This window comes from Aeromicrobium sp. Root236 (assembly GCF_001428805.1).
Lineage (GTDB): Bacteria > Actinomycetota > Actinomycetes > Propionibacteriales > Nocardioidaceae > Aeromicrobium.
In genome coordinates this window covers 3,383,026-3,401,458 of sequence record NZ_LMIS01000001.1, presented here as the reverse complement: position 1 = coordinate 3,401,458, position 18,433 = coordinate 3,383,026, and the positions used below count along the sequence as shown (strand labels likewise).

12 protein-coding genes are annotated in these 18,433 nt (G+C 68.3%); 2 read left to right on the top strand and 10 right to left on the bottom strand.

Annotation, left to right across the window (positions count from 1 at the left end):
• The 7 genes from ASE12_RS17060 to ASE12_RS17030 all read right to left on the bottom strand — a co-directional run bounded on the left by ASE12_RS17060 (position 1) and on the right by ASE12_RS17030 (position 8,405).
• On the bottom strand, positions 1–2,037 hold the full coding sequence (locus ASE12_RS17060; RefSeq protein ID WP_056403316.1) for a bifunctional rhamnulose-1-phosphate aldolase/short-chain dehydrogenase: 2,037 nt from the start codon (positions 2,035–2,037) through the stop codon (positions 1–3).
• The gene (gene rhaI, locus ASE12_RS17055; RefSeq protein WP_056403313.1) at positions 2,037–3,200 is read right to left on the bottom strand and encodes an L-rhamnose isomerase; all 1,164 of its coding nucleotides are present in this window, start codon (positions 3,198–3,200) and stop codon (positions 2,037–2,039) included. The genes ASE12_RS17060 and rhaI overlap by 1 nt, the downstream gene beginning before the upstream one ends.
• A gap of 1 nt (position 3,201) precedes the next feature.
• On the bottom strand, positions 3,202–3,600 hold the full coding sequence (locus ASE12_RS17050) for an L-rhamnose mutarotase (RefSeq protein ID WP_056403310.1): 399 nt from the start codon (positions 3,598–3,600) through the stop codon (positions 3,202–3,204).
• Between the two features lie 72 nt (positions 3,601–3,672).
• Positions 3,673–4,710 carry a rhamnose ABC transporter substrate-binding protein gene (rhaS, locus tag ASE12_RS17045; protein WP_056403307.1) on the bottom strand — a complete coding sequence of 346 codons (1,038 nt, stop codon included), beginning with the start codon at positions 4,708–4,710 and terminating at the stop codon, positions 3,673–3,675.
• Positions 4,710–5,786 (bottom strand): ABC transporter permease, encoded by a 1,077-nt coding sequence (locus ASE12_RS17040; RefSeq protein WP_056403304.1) that lies wholly within the window; start codon positions 5,784–5,786, stop codon positions 4,710–4,712. The genes rhaS and ASE12_RS17040 overlap by 1 nt, the downstream gene beginning before the upstream one ends.
• Positions 5,783–6,814, bottom strand: a complete 1,032-nt coding sequence (locus tag ASE12_RS17035) for an ABC transporter permease (RefSeq protein ID WP_056403301.1) — start codon at positions 6,812–6,814, stop codon at positions 5,783–5,785. Before ASE12_RS17035 ends, ASE12_RS17040 begins: the two co-directional genes overlap by 4 nt.
• Positions 6,815–6,893: 79 nt before the next feature.
• On the bottom strand, positions 6,894–8,405 hold the full coding sequence (locus ASE12_RS17030) for a sugar ABC transporter ATP-binding protein (protein WP_056403299.1): 1,512 nt from the start codon (positions 8,403–8,405) through the stop codon (positions 6,894–6,896).
• 129 nt (positions 8,406–8,534) lie between these two features.
• Between ASE12_RS17030 and ASE12_RS17025 the strand changes: the two genes are divergently transcribed.
• Positions 8,535–9,545, top strand: coding sequence for a LacI family DNA-binding transcriptional regulator (locus ASE12_RS17025; protein ID WP_056403297.1), 1,011 nt, complete (start codon positions 8,535–8,537; stop codon positions 9,543–9,545).
• 95 nt (positions 9,546–9,640) lie between these two features.
• Here the strand turns inward: ASE12_RS17025 and ASE12_RS17020 are convergent, their stop codons facing one another.
• Positions 9,641–15,439 (bottom strand): family 78 glycoside hydrolase catalytic domain, encoded by a 5,799-nt coding sequence (locus ASE12_RS17020; RefSeq protein ID WP_056403294.1) that lies wholly within the window; start codon positions 15,437–15,439, stop codon positions 9,641–9,643.
• Between the two features lie 277 nt (positions 15,440–15,716).
• Between ASE12_RS17020 and ASE12_RS17015 the strand changes: the two genes are divergently transcribed.
• On the top strand, positions 15,717–15,920 hold the full coding sequence (locus tag ASE12_RS17015) for a response regulator transcription factor (protein WP_056403288.1): 204 nt from the start codon (positions 15,717–15,719) through the stop codon (positions 15,918–15,920).
• Positions 15,921–15,936: 16 nt separating this feature from the next.
• On the opposite strand, the gene ASE12_RS17010 is transcribed toward ASE12_RS17015, so the two are convergent.
• Both ASE12_RS17010 and ASE12_RS17005 read right to left on the bottom strand, forming a co-directional pair.
• Positions 15,937–16,860 (bottom strand): Ppx/GppA phosphatase family protein, encoded by a 924-nt coding sequence (locus tag ASE12_RS17010; RefSeq protein ID WP_056403285.1) that lies wholly within the window; start codon positions 16,858–16,860, stop codon positions 15,937–15,939.
• An 84-nt stretch (positions 16,861–16,944) separates the two neighbouring features.
• Positions 16,945–18,333, bottom strand: coding sequence for a cation:dicarboxylate symporter family transporter (locus tag ASE12_RS17005; protein WP_056403281.1), 1,389 nt, complete (start codon positions 18,331–18,333; stop codon positions 16,945–16,947).
• Positions 18,334–18,433: the final 100 nt, after the last annotated feature.

Sequence of the window (18,433 nt, the reverse complement as noted above, 5' to 3'; positions counted from 1 at the left end):
CTAGCGCAGGAACGCCGCCGCGACACCGGCGTCCACGGGGATGTGGAGGCCGGTCGTCTGCGTCAGGTCGGGTCCGACCAGGGCGTACACCGCGTTGGCGACATGGTCCGGCAGGACCTCGCGCTTGAGCAGCGTGCGCTGGGCGTAGAACGCGCCGAGGTCCTTCTCCTCGACCCCGTAGACCGCAGCGCGGTTGGCGCCCCAGCCGCTGGAGAAGATGCCCGAGCCCTGCACGACGCCGTCGGGGTTGATGCCGTTGACGCGTACACCGTGCTCGCCGAGCTCGGCGGCCAGCAGGCGCACCTGGTGGGCCTGGTCGGCCTTGGTCGCCGAGTACGCGATGTTGTTGGGCCCGGCGAACACCGAGTTCTTGGACGAGATGTAGACGATGTCGCCGCCGAGTCCCTGCTCGATGAGCGCCTTCGCCGCGGTCCGCGAGACCAGGAACGAGCCCTTGGCCATGACGTTGTGCTGCAGGTCCCAGTCGGCGACCGTGGTGTCGAGCAACGACTTCGAGAGCGACAGCCCAGCGTTGTTGACGACGAGGTCGAGCCCGCCGAACGCTAGGAGCGTCGCGTCGACCGCGGCCTTGACCGCGTCCTCGTCGCTGACGTCGGCCTGCACGCCGACGGCGACGTCCGTGCCGCCGATCTCCGCCGCAGCGGCCTGCGCCTTGGCGAGGTCGAGGTCGGCGATCGCGACGACGGCACCTTGCGCGGCCAGCTTGTGCGCGATGGCCTTGCCGATGCCGGACGCGGCGCCGGTCACAAGGGCGATGCGGGTGGCCAGCGGCTTGGGCGCGGGCATGCGCTGCAGCTTGGCCTCCTCGAGCGCCCAGTACTCGATGCGGAACTTCTCCGCCTCGTCGATCGGGGCGTACGTCGACAGGCCTTCGGCGCCGCGCATGACGTTGATCGCGTTGACGTAGAACTCGCCGGCGACACGGGCGGTCTGCTTGTCCTTGCCGAAGCTGAACATGCCGACGCCGGGCACCAGCACGATCAGCGGGTCGGCCCCGCGGATCGCAGGCGAGCCGGCGACGGCGTTGCGGTCGTAATAGGCCTGGTAGTCCTCGCGGTACGCCGTGTGGAGCTCACGCAGCCGCGCGATCGACTCCTCGACCGTCGCCGATGAGGGCAGGTCGAGCACGAGCGGCTTGACCTTCGTACGCAGGAAGTGGTCCGGGCAGCTGGTGCCGAGCGCGGCGAGCCGCGGGTGCTCGCTGGAGGCGAGGAAGTCGAGCACGACGTCGCTGTCGGTGAAGTGCCCGACCATCGGCTTGTCGGCCGAGGCGATCGAGCGGATCGTCGGGACGAGCGCGGCTGCCTTGGCGCGGCGCTCTGCCTCGGACAGCCCGGCGTAGCCGTCGAGCGCGGGCCCGAACGGCTCGGGCCGCGAGTGCTGGTCGATGTACGCCGCAGCGGTCTCGATGATCCACAGCGAGTTCTGCTCGGCCTCATCGCTGGTGTCGCCCCACGCCGTGATGCCGTGACCGCCGAGGATGCAGCCGATGGCCTCGGGGTGCTTGGCCTTGATCTCGGCGATGTCGAGGCCCAGCTGGAAGCCGGGTCGGCGCCACGGCACCCACACGACCTTCCCGCCGAAGACCGTCTCGGTCAGGGCCTCACCGTCAGCGGCGGTTGCAATGGCGATGCCGGAGTCGGGGTGCAGGTGGTCGACGTGTGCAGCGTCCACGAGGCCGTGCATCGCAGTGTCGATCGACGGCGCGGCGCCGCCCTTGCCGTGCAGGCAGTAGTCGAACGCGGCGACCATCTCGTCCTCGCGGTCGAGGCCGGGATAGACGTCGACCAGCGCGCGCATGCGGTCGAGCCGCAGCACGGCGAGGCCGCTCTCGGTCAGCGTGCCGAGGTCACCGCCGGAGCCCTTGACCCAGAGCAGCTCCACGTCCTCGCCCGTGACCGGGTCGGTCTCGGTGCCCTTGGCGGACGTGTTGCCGCCCGCGTAGTTCGTGTTCCTGGGGTCAGAACCCAGACGGTTGGACCGGGCGATGAGCTCGGCTGCTGCGGTGTTCGTCATCAGTTCCATCCTGCTTGGGTGCCGCCGACGCGGTCGGCCTCGATCTGTTCCTGGTAGCCGCTGGCGAGGTAGGCCTTCAGCGGGTTCGCCGGCAGGCCCTTCTCCTCGCGCCACGCGGCGAGATCCGCACGGATGTCGGTGTAGAACGCGTCCATGAAGATCTCGTTGGCGAGCAGCACGTCGCCCTCGGCCTGCGCCTTCTCCAGCGCGCCGGCGTCGACGAGCAGCGCACGGGCGGTCATCTCCTGCACGTTGAGCACCGAGCGGATCTGCCCGGGGATCTTCTTCTCGATGTTGTGGCACTGGTCGAGCATGAACGCGACGCCGCTGTCCGGCCCGTAACCACCACCGCGGATGACCTCGTAGAGGATGCGGAACAGCTGGAACGGATCGGCCGCACCGACGATGAGGTCGTCGTCGGCGTAGAAGCGGCTGTTGAAGTCGAACGAGCCGAGCTTCCCGAGGCGCAGGAGCTGCGCGACGATGAACTCGATGTTGGTGCCCGGCGCGTGGTGGCCGGTGTCGAGGCACACGTACGCCTTGTCGCCCAGCGCGGCCACCTGCACGTACGACGTACCCCAGTCCGGGACGTCGGTGTGGTAGAACGCCGGCTCGAAGAACTTGTACTCCAGCACGAGGCGCTGGTCGTCGCCGATGCGCTCGTAGATCGTCGCGAGCGACTCGGCGAGCCGGTCCTGCCGGGACCGCATGTCACCCTGGCCGGGGTAGTTGGTGCCCTCGGCGAGCCAGATCTTGAGGTCGCGCGAGCCCGTCTGGTCCATGACGTCGATGCACGCGAAGTGGTGGTCGATCGCCTTCTGGCGGATCCGCGGGTCGGTGTGCGTCAGGGCGCCGAGCTTGTAGTCGTCGTCCTGGAACGTGTTGGAGTTGATCGTGCCCAGGCCGATGCCGTGGTCCTCGGCGTAGCGGCGCAGCGCGCCGAAGTCGTCGACCTGGTCCCACGGGATGTGCAGCGACACGAGCGGCGCCAGGCCGGTGAACTCGTTGACCTTGGCGGCGTCGGCGATCTTCTCCTCGACCGTACGGGGGGTGCCGGGGCTGCCGAACACCTTGAACCGGGTGCCGGAGTTGCCGTATGCCCAGGACGGGACCTCGATCGCCTGTCCCTCGAGCTGCGCGCTGATCGCGCTGAAAGTCGTCATCTCACGTCTTCTTCTCGTCGTTCGAATGGGGCTCTGTGTCGTACGCCTGCGTCGTGCCCCGGTCGAGCCGGGCGAGCTGGTCCTCCAGGTGGAAGACCTCCTCGAGCACGAGAAATCCCTGATCTGGCTGCTGATCGCCGAGGTCCACGAAGAACTCGGCCATCTCGGCCTGCCAGCGGCCGTTGACCTCCGTGCGTGCCATGCCTGCCCGGGCGTCCTCGATCGAGGGCGTCTCGACGTACCCGATCAACAGGCCGTCGTCGCGCAGGAACAGCGAGTAGTTGTGCCACCCCGTCGACGCCAGCGCCTGCAACATGTCGGGCCAGACCGCCGCGTGCCGCTCGCGATACTCCGCGATCCGGTCGGGCTTGACCTGGAGCTGGAAGCACACTCGCTGCATCTCATCGGCCTCTCGGGGTGGGTGTGGTGCCCGGCCGGCAGGGAGGAAGCTGCCGGCCGGGCACCGCGAGCATCAGAAGTTGAACTTCGCGATGTTGCCCTTGTTGAACTGGAACGGGTCGCCCAGCAGGACGGTCGCGTCCTTGCCCACGGTGAACTCGCCCAGCTTGCCGGCCTTGAAGGTGTCGCCTTCCTTGCCGGTGATCGTCTTGTCGACGAGCGCCTTGGCCGCGTACGCCGCCAGGTAGCCGAGGTCCTCGGGGTTCCAGAGCGCGAACGCCTGGACGGTGCCGTCCTCGACGTACTTGCGCATCTGGTTCGGCGTGCCGAGACCCGTGACCTGGACCTTGCCCTTGAACTCCGAGTCGGACACGTAGCGCGCGGCCGCGGCGATGCCGACGGTCGTGGGCGACACGATGCCCTTGAGGTTCGGGTACTTCTGGAGCAGGGCCGACGTCTTGTCGAACGACGTCTGGTCGTCATCGTTGCCGTAGACCGTGGCGACGAGCTTGATGTTGGGGTGGTTGGCCGACAGGTCCTTCTTCATCAGGTCGATCCAGGCGTTCTGGTTGGTCGCGTTGGCGGCCGCCGACAAGATGGCGATGTCGCCCTTGTCACCGATCTGCTTGGCGATCATGTCGACCTGCACCTTGGCGATGCCCTCGGCGGTGGCCTGGTTGATGAACAGGTCGCGGTACTTCGGGTCGGTGTCGGAGTCGAACGTCACGACCTTGGTGCCCGCGTCGCGCGCCTCGTTGAGCGCGTCGCCGATGGCCTTGGGGTCGTTGGCCGAGACGACGAGGGCGTTGATGCCCTTCTGTGCCGCGGTGTTGATGAACGGGACCTGCGCGTCGGGGCTGGCCTTCTCGGGACCGACCTCGGCGTACGTGCCGCCGAACTCCTCGATCGCGGTCTTGCCGCCCTTGTCGCTGGTGTCGAAGTAGGGGTTGCCGAGGTTCTTCGGCAGGAACGTCACCGAGATCTTCTTGCCCGACCCGCTGCCACCCTTGTCGCCGTCGCTGTCAGAGCCACCGCCACAGGCGGAGAGTACGAGCGCCGCGCTGACGGCGAGGGCACCGATTGCGCTTGCTTTCCTTCTGTTGAACTTCATCAGTTCTTCCCTTCGTGGTGAGCTGACGCCAGCTGCTGGCGTTCATCGGAGCTCTTGGAACTGCGTTTCTTCATTCCTGCCGACGCCCGAGTGACCAAGGACAGGAAGCTGGTGGACATCACCGAGAGCACGAGCAGCAGCCCGATGATGATGTTGATGACGTTGACCGTGACGTCCTCGAGGCGCAGGGCACTCGAGATGACGCCGATCAACAGGACACCGGCGATGACGCCGTACAGGGCACCGCGGCCGCCGAAGATCGACACGCCTCCGAGCAGCACGGCGGCGATGACCTGGAGCTCGAGGCCCGTCGCGTTGTCGCCGCGGGCGCTGCCGTAGCGGAGCGTGATGTAGATGCCCGCGAACGCCGAGACGGCGCCGGAGAGCACGAACAGGATGAACTTGGTGCGCGCGACGTTGACGCCGGTGAAGTGCGCCGCCTCGGAGTTGAGGCCGATGTCGTACACACCGCGGCCGAACGAGGTGAAGTGCAGCAGCAGGGCGAACAGGATCGCGAGCACGAGGAACGGGATCATGATGACCGGATAGCTGCTGTCGCCGATGTGCTGCTTGGCGAGGTCGGTCCACTTCTGCGGGAAGTCCGTGACGGCCTTGGTGCCGAGCGTGCCGACCGCGATGCCGCGATAGAGCGCCAGGGTGCCGATCGTGACCGCCAGCGAGGGCAGTCCGACGTACGCCACGAGGAAGCCGTTGAACGCCCCGCAGACCACTCCGGCCAGGATCGCGACGAGCCCGGCCATCGGGATCGACATGCCGTGCTGGTGCAGGTCGCCGACGAGCACGCTGCTGAGGGCCACGGTGCTCGCGACCGAGAGGTCGATCTCGCCGGTGATGATGATCATCGTCATCGGCAGTGCGATGAGCAGGATCGCGGCGGCGTCGAGCAGCAGGTAGTAGACCGTCAGCGGGCCGTCGAACGCCGGCACCTCGCTGCGCGAGTAGAGATAGACCACGACGAGCAGCGCGATGATCGCGAACTCGCGCGTCAGGAGCGCGCGCTGCCAGAGCGGCTTCGCGTGTGCGGCGTACGTGCGCACGGCGGTGGTGGCGGTCATGATGCGTCCCTCGCTTCGACGAGCTTGCGTGATCTGCGTGCGGCCAGCACCCGGTCGAGCACGATGGCGCCGAGGATCAGCGCGCCGACGACGGCCTGCTGCCAGAAGTCCTGCACGCCGAGGATCGGCAGCGCGCGGTTGATCGTGATGAGCAGCCAGGCGCCGATCGCGGCGCCCCAGACCGAGCCGCTGCCGCCGAAGATCGCGACGCCGCCGATGACGGCTGCCCCGACGGCCTGCAGCTCGATGTCCTGGCCGGCGCCCGAGCTGATCGTGCCGTAGCGCGCCGCGTACACGACGCCCGCCAGCCCGGCGAGCGAGCCGCACAGGACGAACGCGCCGATGACGCGGCGGCGGACCTTGAGGCCGTAGAGGTTGGCGGCGTCCGGGTCGGACCCGATGGCGTACAGCTCACGGCCGCCGCGTGCGGTGCGCAGGTAGTAGCCCACGATGCCGAGCACGACGAGCGAGATGATCGTGAGCACTGGGATCGTCAGGATCGACTTGGTGCCGAGCGACAGGAATCCGTCGGGCATGTCGGACGCGTTGATCCGGTCGGAGCCGGCCCACGAGAGCACGACGCCGCGGTAGATGTAGAGCGTGCCGAGCGTGATGACCAGCGCGGGCACCCGCCCGAGGGCCACCAGCAGGCCGTTGATCAGGCCCAGCCCGGCGCCGGCCAGCATGCCGATCAGGACGACCAGGATGATCGGGATCCCCGGGTTGTCGACGAACAAGCGGCCGGTCAGGTATGCCGTGAGGGCCAGCGTCGAGCCGACCGAGAGGTCGACGTTGCGCGTGATGATCACGACGGCCTGGCCGGTCGCGAGCAGCAGGAGGATCGCCGGGGTCAGCAGCAGGTCGCGCCAGCCGTCCTCGCTGAACAGGAAGCTCTTGGTGTTGAGCGTCGCAGCGGCGACCACGAGGATCAGCACGAACGCGATCGCGGACTCGCGCGAGGTGAGGAGCGTCGACACCGCGCGCTGCGCGGTGCTGCGGCGGCTCGGTGCCACCAGGGTCTCGGTCATGCCGAAGCTCCCTTTGAGGAGAAGGAACGGTAAGGGAGCATCGGCATGACGTACCTTCGTTTCGCTCGCTGGCGCTCGCTCATGCGGGGACTTCCATCGTGTTGGTGGCGGCGGTCATGACGCTCTCGGGCGTCGCGTCCGCGCGGTCGAGGTTGGCGGTGATGTGGCCCTCGTGCACGACGAGCACCCGGTCGGCCATGCCCAGCACCTCGGGCAGCTCGGACGAGATCATGAGGATCGCCATGCCCTGGCCCGCGAGCTCGGAGATCAGGCGGTGCACCTCGGCCTTGGTGCCGATGTCGATGCCGCGGGTGGGCTCGTCGATGATCAGCAGCGAGGGCTGCGTCGCGAGCCACTTGGCGATGACGACCTTCTGCTGGTTGCCGCCGCTCATCGTCGTCGCGTGCATGTCGAGGGCGTTGGTCTTGACCTCGAGGCGTCCCGCCCACGGGCCGGCCGTACGCGTCTCGCTGCCGTTGGTGAGGAGTCCCCAGCGGGCGATGCGCGAGCGGATCACCGCAGCGACGTTGTGGGCGACCGACGCCTCGGTGACCAGGCCCTGCTGGCGGCGGTCCTCGGGGACGAACCCCATGCCGGCGCGGATCGCAGCGCGCGGGCTGCGCGGGCGTACGACCTTGCCGTTGAGCTCGACCCTGCCGGAGTCGTAGCCGTCGACGCCGAAGATCGCGCGGGCGATCTCGCTGCGGCCGGCTCCGACCAGTCCGGCGAGGGCGACGATCTCACCGGCGCGCACCTCGAAGCTGACGTCGTGGAACACGCCCGCTGACTCGAGGCCCGTGACCGTGAGGACCGGATCGCCGATCTCGGCCGGAGTCTTGGGGAACAGGTCGCCGACCTCGCGGCCGACCATCTTGGCGACGATCTGGCTGCTGGTGGTCTCGGCGATCGGATCGGTCGAGATGTAGTCGCCGTCGCGCATCACGGTGACGGTGTCGCAGAGGGCGAACACCTCGTCGAAGCGGTGCGAGATGAAGACCAGCGCACGACCTTCGTCGCGCAGGCTGCGGGCCACGGCGAACAGCCGCTCGACCTCGACGCCGCTGAGCGCCGCGGTGGGCTCGTCCATGATCAGGACGCTGGCGTCGAGCGAGATGGCCTTGGCGATCTCGATGATCTGCTGGTCGGCGATCGACAGGCCCTCGGCGAGGCGGCGCGGGTCGAGGTTGACGCCCAGGCGCTTGAACAGGCCCAGCGCCTCCTCGTGCATCGCCTTACGGTCGATGCGGCGGCCGGCACCGAGGGGCTGGCGGCCCATGAAGATGTTCTCGGTGACCGAGAGGTCCGGGAACAGGGTGGGCTCCTGGTAGATCACGGCGATGCCGGCGTCCTTGGACGCAGCCGTCGACGAGAAGTCGACGCTCTCACCGTGCAGCAGGAACTCGCCACCGTCGCGCTGGTAGACGCCGGCGACGATCTTGACGAGGGTCGACTTGCCGGCGCCGTTCTCGCCCACGAGGGCGTGGATCGAGCCGGAGTGGACCGTGAGGCTCCCCGACCGTAGGGCGACGACCGGACCGAACGACTTGCGCACCTGCTCGAGCTGCAGGGCGACAGGACCGCTCGCATTCATGTGGGCTCCGTGACTTCGGGGGACTGTTTCGCGGCGCGATTGAATCGTTCTAATTCGCCTTCCGGCACTGTATGACGCCCATCACAGTTCCGTCAACCCACAATGTTGAATCGTGTTAACCTCCTCGTCATGGCCGTGGCTCAGGTACGCGATGTCGCCGCTCTCGCCGGGGTCTCCCCCGCGACCGTGTCGAACGCCCTCAACCATCCGGCGAAGGTCTCCCCCGCCACGCTCGCGCGCATCCAGGCCGCGATCGACGAGCTGGGCTACATCCGCAACGACGCGGCTCGTCAGCTGCGTGCCGGCACCAACGACGCGATCGGCATGATCGTGCTCGACATCGCCAACCCGTTCTTCACCGACGTGGCACGCGGCGTCGAGGACGTCCTGATCGCCGAGACCCGGCCGTTGATCCTCGGCAACAGCGCCCAGGAGCCCAGCCGCGAGACGTCGTACCTCGACCTGTTCGAGCAGCAGCGCATGAGCGGCGTCCTGATCACGCCCGTCGGCGACGTCATGGATCGCCTCCGCCGCCTGCGCGACCGCGGCACCAGCGTCGTCCTGGTCGACCGGATGAGCCGCGCCAAGGAGTTCTCGTCGGTGTCGATCGACGACAAGTTGGGCGGCCGCATCGCCACGGAGCACCTGCTGGAGATCGGTCGCCGTCGCATCGGCTTCATCGGCGGACCCGCCGGGCTGGCGCAGGTCAAGACCCGACTCGCCGCTGCGCGTGCCGCCGCAGAGAAGCACGGCTCCGGCGAGATCGTGTTCGTCGAGACCGAGACCATGAACGCGCAAGCCGGTCGCTGGGGCGCCGAGCAGCTGCTCGAGCTGCCCCGCAAGCAGCGACCTGACGCGGTGTTCGCCGCCAACGACCTGGTCGCGCTCGGCGTGCTGCAGGCGCTGACCCTCGCGGGCGTACGCGTGCCCGACGACATCGCGATCATCGGCTACGACGACATCGAGTTCGCCGCCTCGGCCGCGATCCCGCTGTCGTCCGTACGCCAGCCGGCCCAGCAGCTCGGCTCCGCCGCGGCGACCCTGCTGCTCGACGTCATCGCCGATCCGGCCGGCTCGAAGGTCAAGCACACGACCCTCAAGCCCGAGCTCGTCGTGCGCCGCTCCACCGCCGGCGCCTGAGGGACCCTTCAGGTACGCGCTGAGCCTGACGTTTCTGTCGCGACACGCCGTGCGCGTACGCCGAAACGTCAGACTCAGCGGGTTCTCCCGTCAGGTCACCGGACCCTGATGTGCCTTGCCGTCGAGGTCGAGCCGTAGACCGTCGAGGTGCCGACGTAGACGACCTTGACCGAGCGGAGGCCCTTGGTGCGCATCGTCAGCGAGTACGACGCCTTGCCCGTCGAGGACAGCGTCACGCTCGCGATCCGCTTGCCGTTGTCGTAGACCCGCACGGTCCCCCGCGGAGTCACGGTGCTCGACGAGACCGCGATCGACAGCCGGAACTTCTGACCCTTCTTGACCGACGTGTCGGAGTAGCCGACCGTGACCTTCGTCCGAGCCTTCGTCACCTTGGCGGTCTGCGCCGAGGTCGACGTCGCATCCGCCTTGCCGGGCTTGGACGCCGTGACCCGCACCGAGAGGTGGCGACCGATGTCGGTCGACGTGAGCCGGTACGTCGTCGCGGTCCGGCCGGTCACGACCTTGCCATCACGCAGCCACTGGTAGGCGTACGTCAGGCCCTTGGTGTTCCAGGAGCCGGGCGTGGCGGTCAGCGTCGAGTTGTACGTCGCGCTGCCGGTGACCTGCGGCGGCACGATCGCCTGGATGACGTCCACGTCCGCCAGGTCGACGGTCGTGGTGCGCAGCGGCTCGGGGTTGCCGGCCACATCGGTCGAGAAGTAGTCGATCGTGTGGAGGCCGTAGCCCTCGACGACCGGTTCCTCGTCGCCCAGCACCTTCCAGGCACCGCCGTCGATCCGGTACGTCGTGGCCGCGACGCCGCTCAGCGCGTCCTGCGCCGTGAGCTTGAGCGTCGCCCTGTCGGAGTTGTCGACGCCCGAGCCCCGGGTCACCGCGACCTGCGTCGCCGGCGGCGTGCCGTCGATCCAGACCGGCACCTTCTGCTCGCCGGTCGAGTTCCCGGCAGCGTCCTTCGCCCGGTACGACAGCACGTGCTTGCCGTCACCGCTGACCGGCACCGGTGCGACGTACGGCTCCCAGCCCGCGCTCTCGCCGGTCTCGACGACCGGGGTGCCGCCGCGGTTGTCGACCGCGGTGACCGCGACCGTCGCGTCGCCGCGATACCAGCCGTTGTCACCCGGCGCCGCTGCGCTGCTCACCGAGGCCGACGCCAGCGGCGCGACCGTGTCGGCGGGCACCGGCAGCACCCAGCTGTCGGCGATCGACGGGTCGAAGTAGCCCGACGCGTCGAGCGGGAAGTCGTACTTGATCCGCACCTTGCCGTCGCTCGTGGCGGCGATCGCAGCCGGGTCGTCGATGACGACCTGGTACGTCTTGGTCGACTGCCCGCCGACGGTCTGCTTCAGCGTGTACGTCTTGGCGAGGACGTCGTCGACCCAGATGTTGTACTTCTTGCTCTTCGCCCCGTCGAACGTCTCGAGGTTGCGCAGCAGGAACGGCTGGCCCGGGGTCACCGCGTACTCGGCGGAGTACCACGATCCGGGGAAGCTGGCGTTCGCGTAGCGGCGGTCGAGGCCGGCCTCCACGTTCGTGCCGCTGTTGGGCGCGGCCATGAGGTTGTGCGCCGTCTCGGACGCCGCCTTGCCGAAGTCGACGTGATCCGTCGCCTCCTGCGTCGGCGGAGTCGGCAGGCTGACGGTGACCTTGTCGTCCTTGGACGCCAGGGTCACCCCCTGGTCCACGAAGTCGACCGTCACCGGCTGGTCGCCGCCAACCGCGTCGAGCCCGACGAACAGCGGCAGCACGACCTCCTTCGTGGCACCCGGCTCGATCGTCACGCGGTCGGATGCCGGCGCCGTCGTCCAGCCGTCGGGCAGCTTCGCCGCGACCTGTCCGGAGACGGCGGCGTCGCCCGTGTTCTTGACCGTCGCCGTGAGCGTGGCGCGCTCCTCGGAGTCCGCGACCGGGCTCTGCGAGGTCACACCGGTGATCTGGACGCCGGAGTCGACCGACACCCACGGTGTCGCGTCCTTGAGCGTGAACGTGCCGTACGTGTTGGTGAACGTCAGCGCGACCGCTGCGTCGTACGTCCCCGGCTTCTGGTGCTTGGGCACCTCCACCGTGAACGGGAGCTGGACGTGGTCGCCGGCACCGATCGCGTCCGTCCTGATGGTGATCGGGTCGACCTTCCAGTCCTTGACCGTGACCTTGGCCTCGATGTCGCTGAGGGCGACGTCACCCTCGTTGGCGACCTCGACGGTGCCGGCAACGGTCGTGCCGGGCTGTGCCGCGTCGGCGACCGGCGGGATGACCACCGAGACACCGAGGTTGCTGGCGACGGCCGAGCCGAACATCGTCTCGAGCTTCTCCAGCCGCGTCGTCAGGTCGCCCTTGACCGGGCCGTCGATCGCCGATCCGGCGACCCAGGTCTTGAGCTCACGGATCGCGCCGAGGGCGTCGCTGAGGTGCTGCGACACGGCACCCTTGTCGCCGGCGATGTCCGCGGCCAGCGCGTCCTCGACGTCGTTCTTGGCGGCGCCGAGTGAGTCGCCGACGTGCGTCCGCGCCTCGGCCGAGAGGTCTCCCGCCGTGGCGAGGTCGCCTGCGTGGTCGTCGGTCTTCTTGATCTCGTCGAGGATGCTGCCGAACAGACCGCGCTTCGCGTCGGACCGGAACGAGTACGACCCGGAGCCCACCGTGAACGTCGCGACGCCGTCGGCGTACGTGATGTCACTGACGCCGGCAGCGTCCGCGAGTGAGGTGCTGCCTTCGGTGATCGAGGTCAGGTTGGCGGCCGGGATGCTGACGGTCGAGGTCGTGTTGACCGGGACCTTGACGTCGAGCGTCAGGTCGTCGCCCTCGGTCTTCCAGTCCGACGAGATCGTGCCGTAGACCGAGTCGTACGTGCCGTGGCCGCTCGTCAGGTCACCGCCGACGACGGGGGCGATCCGCGACTTCTTGTAGCCGGCCGTGACCGCCGAGATGCCACCGATGTTCTGGTACATCCAGGCGCCGACGGCACCGTACGCGTAGTGGTTGAACGAGTTCATGCCCTCGTCGCCGAAGCTGCCGTCGGGGCCGATCGAGTTCCAGCGCTCCCACATCGTGGTGGCGCCGTGCTCGATCTCGTAGCCCCACGACGGGTAGTCCTTCTTGAGGATCATCGTGTACGCCAGGTCGGACCGGCCGATGCTCGAGAGCGCCGGCAGGAGCCACGGCGTGCCAAGGAACCCGGTCGTCAGGTGGTAGTCGCTGGTCTTGAGCTTGGCGACGAACTTGTCGCCGACCTTCTCACGCAGGGCGGGGTCGGTCACGAGGTCCATGCCCAGCGCCATCGCGTACGCCGTCTGGCTACCGCTGCCGACCGTGCCGTCGGACGAGATGAGCTCGTCGGTGAACGCCTCGCGAACCGCCTTGGACAGTGCCGCGTACTCCGCCGCGTCGGCGTCCTCGCCGATCGACTTCGCCATCTCCGACAGCATGCGGGCGTCCTCGGCGAAGTACGCCGTGCCGAGCACGTCCGTTGCAGTGTTGTCGTCGAGGTTGAGCCAGTCGTTCCAGTTGCCGCGTGCCGTGTCGATCAGGTCGGCGCCGGCGCCGGTCTTGACGAACCCGAGGAACTTCTTCATCGCGGCGTAGTTGTCGCGCACGATCGCGTTGTCACCCTGGGCGTGCCAGACCGCGTACGGCACCGTGACCGCGGAGTCGGACCAGCCGAGGCCGCTGCCGAGGTCGATGCCGGGCGGCACCGGCGCGATGCCGGGAAGGTTGCCGTTGCCGAGCGCCGAGTCCCGCAGGTCGGTCGTCCACTTGCCGAGGAACGCCCTGGTGTCGCGCAGGTAGCTCGCGGTCGGCGCGAACACGTTGATGTCGCCGGTCCAGCCGAGCCGCTCGTCGCGGGCCGGGGTGTCCGTCGGGATCGACAGGAAGTTGCCGCGCTGACCCCACGAGATGTTGCTGGTGAGCTGGTTGAGCATCGGGTTCGACGTCTCGAGCTCACCCGTCGCCTTGAGGTCCGAGCCCCACACCACCCCGGTGACGTCGCTGATCTCGGGCGGCGTGCTCGCGCCGGAGATCTCGACGTAGCGGAAGCCGTGCTGCGTGAACTTCGGCGTGTAGACGACCGTGCCGGTGGTCTTGAACGTGTAGTAGTCGGTGACCTTGGCCGCGCGCAGGTTGCCGACGTAGAACTCGCCGTTCTGGCGGAGCTCCTCGGCGTACCGGATCTTGACGGTCTGACCGGCGACGCCCTGGATCCGCATGCGGGCGACGCCGACCATGTTCTGGCCGAGGTCGTAGATGTAGCCGTTGGTCACACCGGGCGAGGTCGTGCGCTTCAGTGCCGGGCGCTCACCCGTCACCCGCACCGGCTCGTCCGGCTGGGGCACCAGCTTCGCGGTGTCGGACGTGGCGATCGTGACGGGGTTCCATGCGGAGTCGTCGTAGTTCGGGTGGTCCCAGCCGGGCTGCTCGGCGTTGGCGTCGTACGTCTCGCCGTCGATGTTGTCCGCGGCGACCCACGGCCCGAAATGACTCTTCCACGTGTCGTCGGTCTTGATGACCTGGTGAGTCCCGTCGGTGTAGTCGATGCGCAGCTGCGCGATCAGGCCGACGTTGCTGCCGTACATGCCGGGGCCCCACATGCCGACCTTGCCGGCCCACCAGCCGTTGCCGAGCTCCGCGCCGAACGCGTTCGCGCCGTTGTTGAGCTGGTCGGTCACGTCGTACGTCTGGTACTGGATGCGCTTGTTGTAGTCGGTCCAGCCGGGTGCGAGGTACTGGTCGCCGACGCGCTCGCCGTTGAGCTGCAGCTCGTAGACGCCGTGCGCCGAGGCGTAGACCCGCGCCGACTTGATCTCCTTGCCGGACTCGGTGGCGAACTCCTTGCGGAGCAGCGGCTTGTTGGAGTCGTTGGTCTGCAGCAGGACGTCCTTGCGGTCGCCGACCCGCAGGCCGTCGGGCGTGACGGTGCCGCCGTTGAAGGGGTTGCCCGCGGAGAAGTCGGTGTCGAGCAGCACGTCGCCGTTCTTGGCGGTCACCTTGACGGCCTTGACGTCGGCCGTCTCGTTGACGTTGTTGGCGAAGTCCTGACGGAAGCCCACGAAGCCCTTGGCGAACGACGTGTCGGTCCGCTGGTCGATCTGCGTGCCGTCGAGCTTCGTCGTGATGGTGCTGCCGTCGACCGTGACGGAGAGCCGGTGCGTGCCGTTGAGCAGCGCCGCGGACGAGATGCTGGTGATCGGCTTGTTGTCGAGCAGCGTGTACGTGTTGTTGACCCGCTTGTGCGGGCGGAACTTCGGCACGTCGGTGCCGTCGGCGGTCGAGATCTGCCACATGTACGCGTTGCTGGTGTCCTTGGCCCGCAGGAAGACGCCGATCGCCAGGTCCTTGATGTCGAAGTCGATGTCAGCCGTGTAGTCGGTCCACTTGTCGACCTCGCCGCTTGCGGACTTGCCGATCCAGTCGCCGGTCCACTCGCCGGCGTTGAGGATGCCGGTCTCGAACCACGTGGGCGTGCTCCAGTCGCTGGCCTGGTCGTCACCGTCCCAGACCTTGACCTGCCAGAAGTAGCGGGTCTGTGACGCGAGGTCGGGACCTCCGTACCTCACGTCGACCTGGTTGGCCGAGTCGACCTTGCCGGAGGACCACACGTCATCCGCGCCCTCGCTCGTGCCGACCCGCACCTCGTACGCGCTCTGCACGACACCGCGGGCGCTCGACGTGGACTTCCAGCTGAACGTCGGGTCGTCGCCGGAGATCCCCAGCGGCTTGGTGCGCGCGTTGGTCTGCAGGCTGCCGACCGCGATGCCGTCGGCTGCGGTGGCGCTGCCTGCGCCGGCCAGCAGGGTCGCGGCGACGAGCACCAGCGAGACGATGACGCCCAGAGCTCGGCGTGCGGCGGGCCGTGGGGCGACGGAAGAGGACTGGACCATGACGCAAGCACCCATTCATTAAAACGATTCAACGGACGTGACGGGGCTCACGCTACCCACGGGTCACCTGGGCTGACAAGAACCCGTCCATGCCAGTGCCCCGGCGGACGAGGTCGCGAAATGCCTGATTTTCCTGAGATTCCAGCGACGACCTGTGACCGCGAGCTGACCGGTCCCGGCCACCGGTTGAAGTCATTGAAACGTTTTAGTAACGTGCGCAACGTCGTGTGACGCGCCTCACTGGGGACAGCGCGCCGGATGTCCGAAGGGGGAATCGATGGCTCGGACCGCAGACGTGACCGACGACGACCTCGCGGTGCTGAGGCTGCTGGGCCGCGGCCTCACGACCGACGCCATCGCCCGCGAGCTCGGTGTCTCCGAACGTACGCTGCGCCGTCGCGTGCGGCTCATCTGCGACCGCCTGGGCGTCAAGACTCCGATAGAGGCGGTCGTCTGGGCCGCCCGGAACCGTCTGATCTGACTGAGCAAGCGGCAGGTCAGCCGACGATGTCCCAGGCGATGCCGTCGAGGATGTCGTGCTCACTGACGACCATGGTGTCCGTCGAGAGTGGGACGAGGTCGACGAGCCGGTCGAGGATCAGTGCGCCGGCCCCGATCACGTCGGCACGGCCGGGATGCATGAACGGCAGGGCTCGCCGGTCCGCGACCGACATGCGTACGAGCGACAGGCACGCCTCCCGCACGTCGTCGAGCGCGAGCTTGGCCCCGTGAATCGTGGCCGAGTCGTACGACGGCAGGGCGAGCGAATGGGCCGCCACCGTCGTGATGGTCCCCGCGACGCCGACGAACGAGCCGACCGGCTCCAGCCCTCGGACCACGGGCGCGAGGACCGCGTCGAGATGACTCATGCAGGCAGTCACCTCGGCGACCGACGCCCGGTCACTGGACAGGAATCGCTCGGTCAGGCGCACCGATCCGATGTCGAGCGACACCGACCACTCGATGTCCTGACCGGCGCCGACCACGAGCTCGGTCGACCCTCCTCCGATGTCGACGACGAGCGTGCGCGTCTGCTCGAGGTCGCGGGTCGCACCCAGGAACGACGCGCGCGCCTCATCGAGGCCGGCGAGCACGACCGGGCGCACGCCGAGGATCCCCTCGATCGCGTCCTCGAACTCAGTGGCGTTGTCGGCATCGCGGACCGCCGAGGTGGCGCAGAACCTGATCTCGTTGGCGCCGAACATCGCGATCAGCTCGGCGTACTCGCGGGTGGCCTGCAGCGTACGGTCGATGGCCTCCTCGGCCAGGTGACCCGTGCGATCGACGTCCTGGCCCAGGCGGACGATGCGCATCTCGCGCACCAGGTCGACCTTGGCGTCGGAGCCGACGTCGCTGACCAGCAGGCGGATCGAGTTGGTGCCACAGTCGATCGCGGCGACGCGTGTGCGCTGGTCAGGCATGCAATGAGCGTATCGGCACCCGGCACGGCGAAGGCGGGGCCACCGGGATGTCCCGGTGGCCCCGCCGTGCGCGCGTCGCCTCGATCAGACCTTGGCCGGGATACGCGGGGCCGCGTCGGGCCCGCCCGCCTCGACCGCCACGGGCTCGGCCGTCGCCTCGACCTCGTCGTCGGTGTCGATCATCGTCGACTCGTCGAACGGGCTCTCGCCGGACAACGCCCGGTTGAGCTGATCACGGTCGAGCGTGTGCGTCCACGTGGCCACCAGGACCGTCGCGACGGCGTTGCCGGAGAAGTTGGTGACCGCACGGGCCTCCGACATGAACCGGTCGATGCCGACGATCAGGCCGACGCCGTCGAGCAGCTCCGGGCGGTGCGAGCTGAGCCCGCCGGCCAGCGTCGCCATGCCGGCGCCGGTGACTCCCGCAGCACCCTTGGAGGCGACCATCATGAACAGCAGCAACGAGATCTGCTCGCCGATCGACAGCGGGTTGCCCATCGCCTCGGCGATGAACAGCGACGCCATCGTCAGGTAGATCATCGTGCCGTCGAGGTTGAACGAGTAGCCGGTCGGCACGACGACACCCACGGTCTGCTGGGACACGCCGGCATGCTCCATCTTGGCGATGAGACGCGGGAGGGCCGACTCGGACGACGAGGTGGAGAAGATCAGCAGGAACTCACGGCCGAGGTACTTGAGCAGCGAGAAGATGTTGACCCCGGCAACCACGCGCAGGATCGTGCCGAGGATGACGAACACGAACACCGCGCAAGTGGTGTAGAAGCCGATCATGATGACCGCGAGTGCCTTGAGGGCGTCCACGCCGGTCTCGCCGACGACACCGGCCATGGCGCCGAACGCGCCGATCGGTGCGGCCCACATGATCATCGCGAGGATGCGGAAGACGACCTTCTGGAGGTGACCGATGCCGGTCAGGACCGGCTTGCCCGCCGAGCCCATGGCCTGCAGCGCGAAGCCGAACAGCAACGCCACGAGCAGCGTCTGGAGGATCTTGCCCGACGTCAGCGACGACGCCAACGTGTCGGGCACGATGTGCAGGAGGAAGTCGGTGGTCGACTCGGCGTCGCTCGACACCTGCGCGCTGCCGGCGGAGGCGACGTCAGGCGTGATCTTGAGGCCGTCGCCGGGGTGCAGGATGTTGCCAACCACCAGACCGATGCTCAGCGCGACGAACGACATCGTCACGAAGTAGCCGAGCGCGAGCCCGCCGACGCGGCCGACCTGCGACGCCTTGGCGACGGAGCCGACGCCGAGGACGAGGGTGCAGAAGATGACCGGGGCGATCATCATCTTGATGAGGTTGACGAACCCTGTGCCGAGAGGCTTGAGCTCGACTGCGAAGTCCGGCGCCACCAGGCCAACGGTGATGCCGGCGATCACGGCGCCGATGACGGCGAGGTAGAGGTAGTGCGTGCGGTCCTTGCGGGCCGGGCGCAGCGCATTCGTTGACATGAGTCCTCCTGGACGGTGAGGGGTTGCGTCCTCAGAATGGGTCCGCATGTGACCCCGCTCACCGTTGTGTTCGTAAAGTTCGTGACCGCCGTCACAGCAG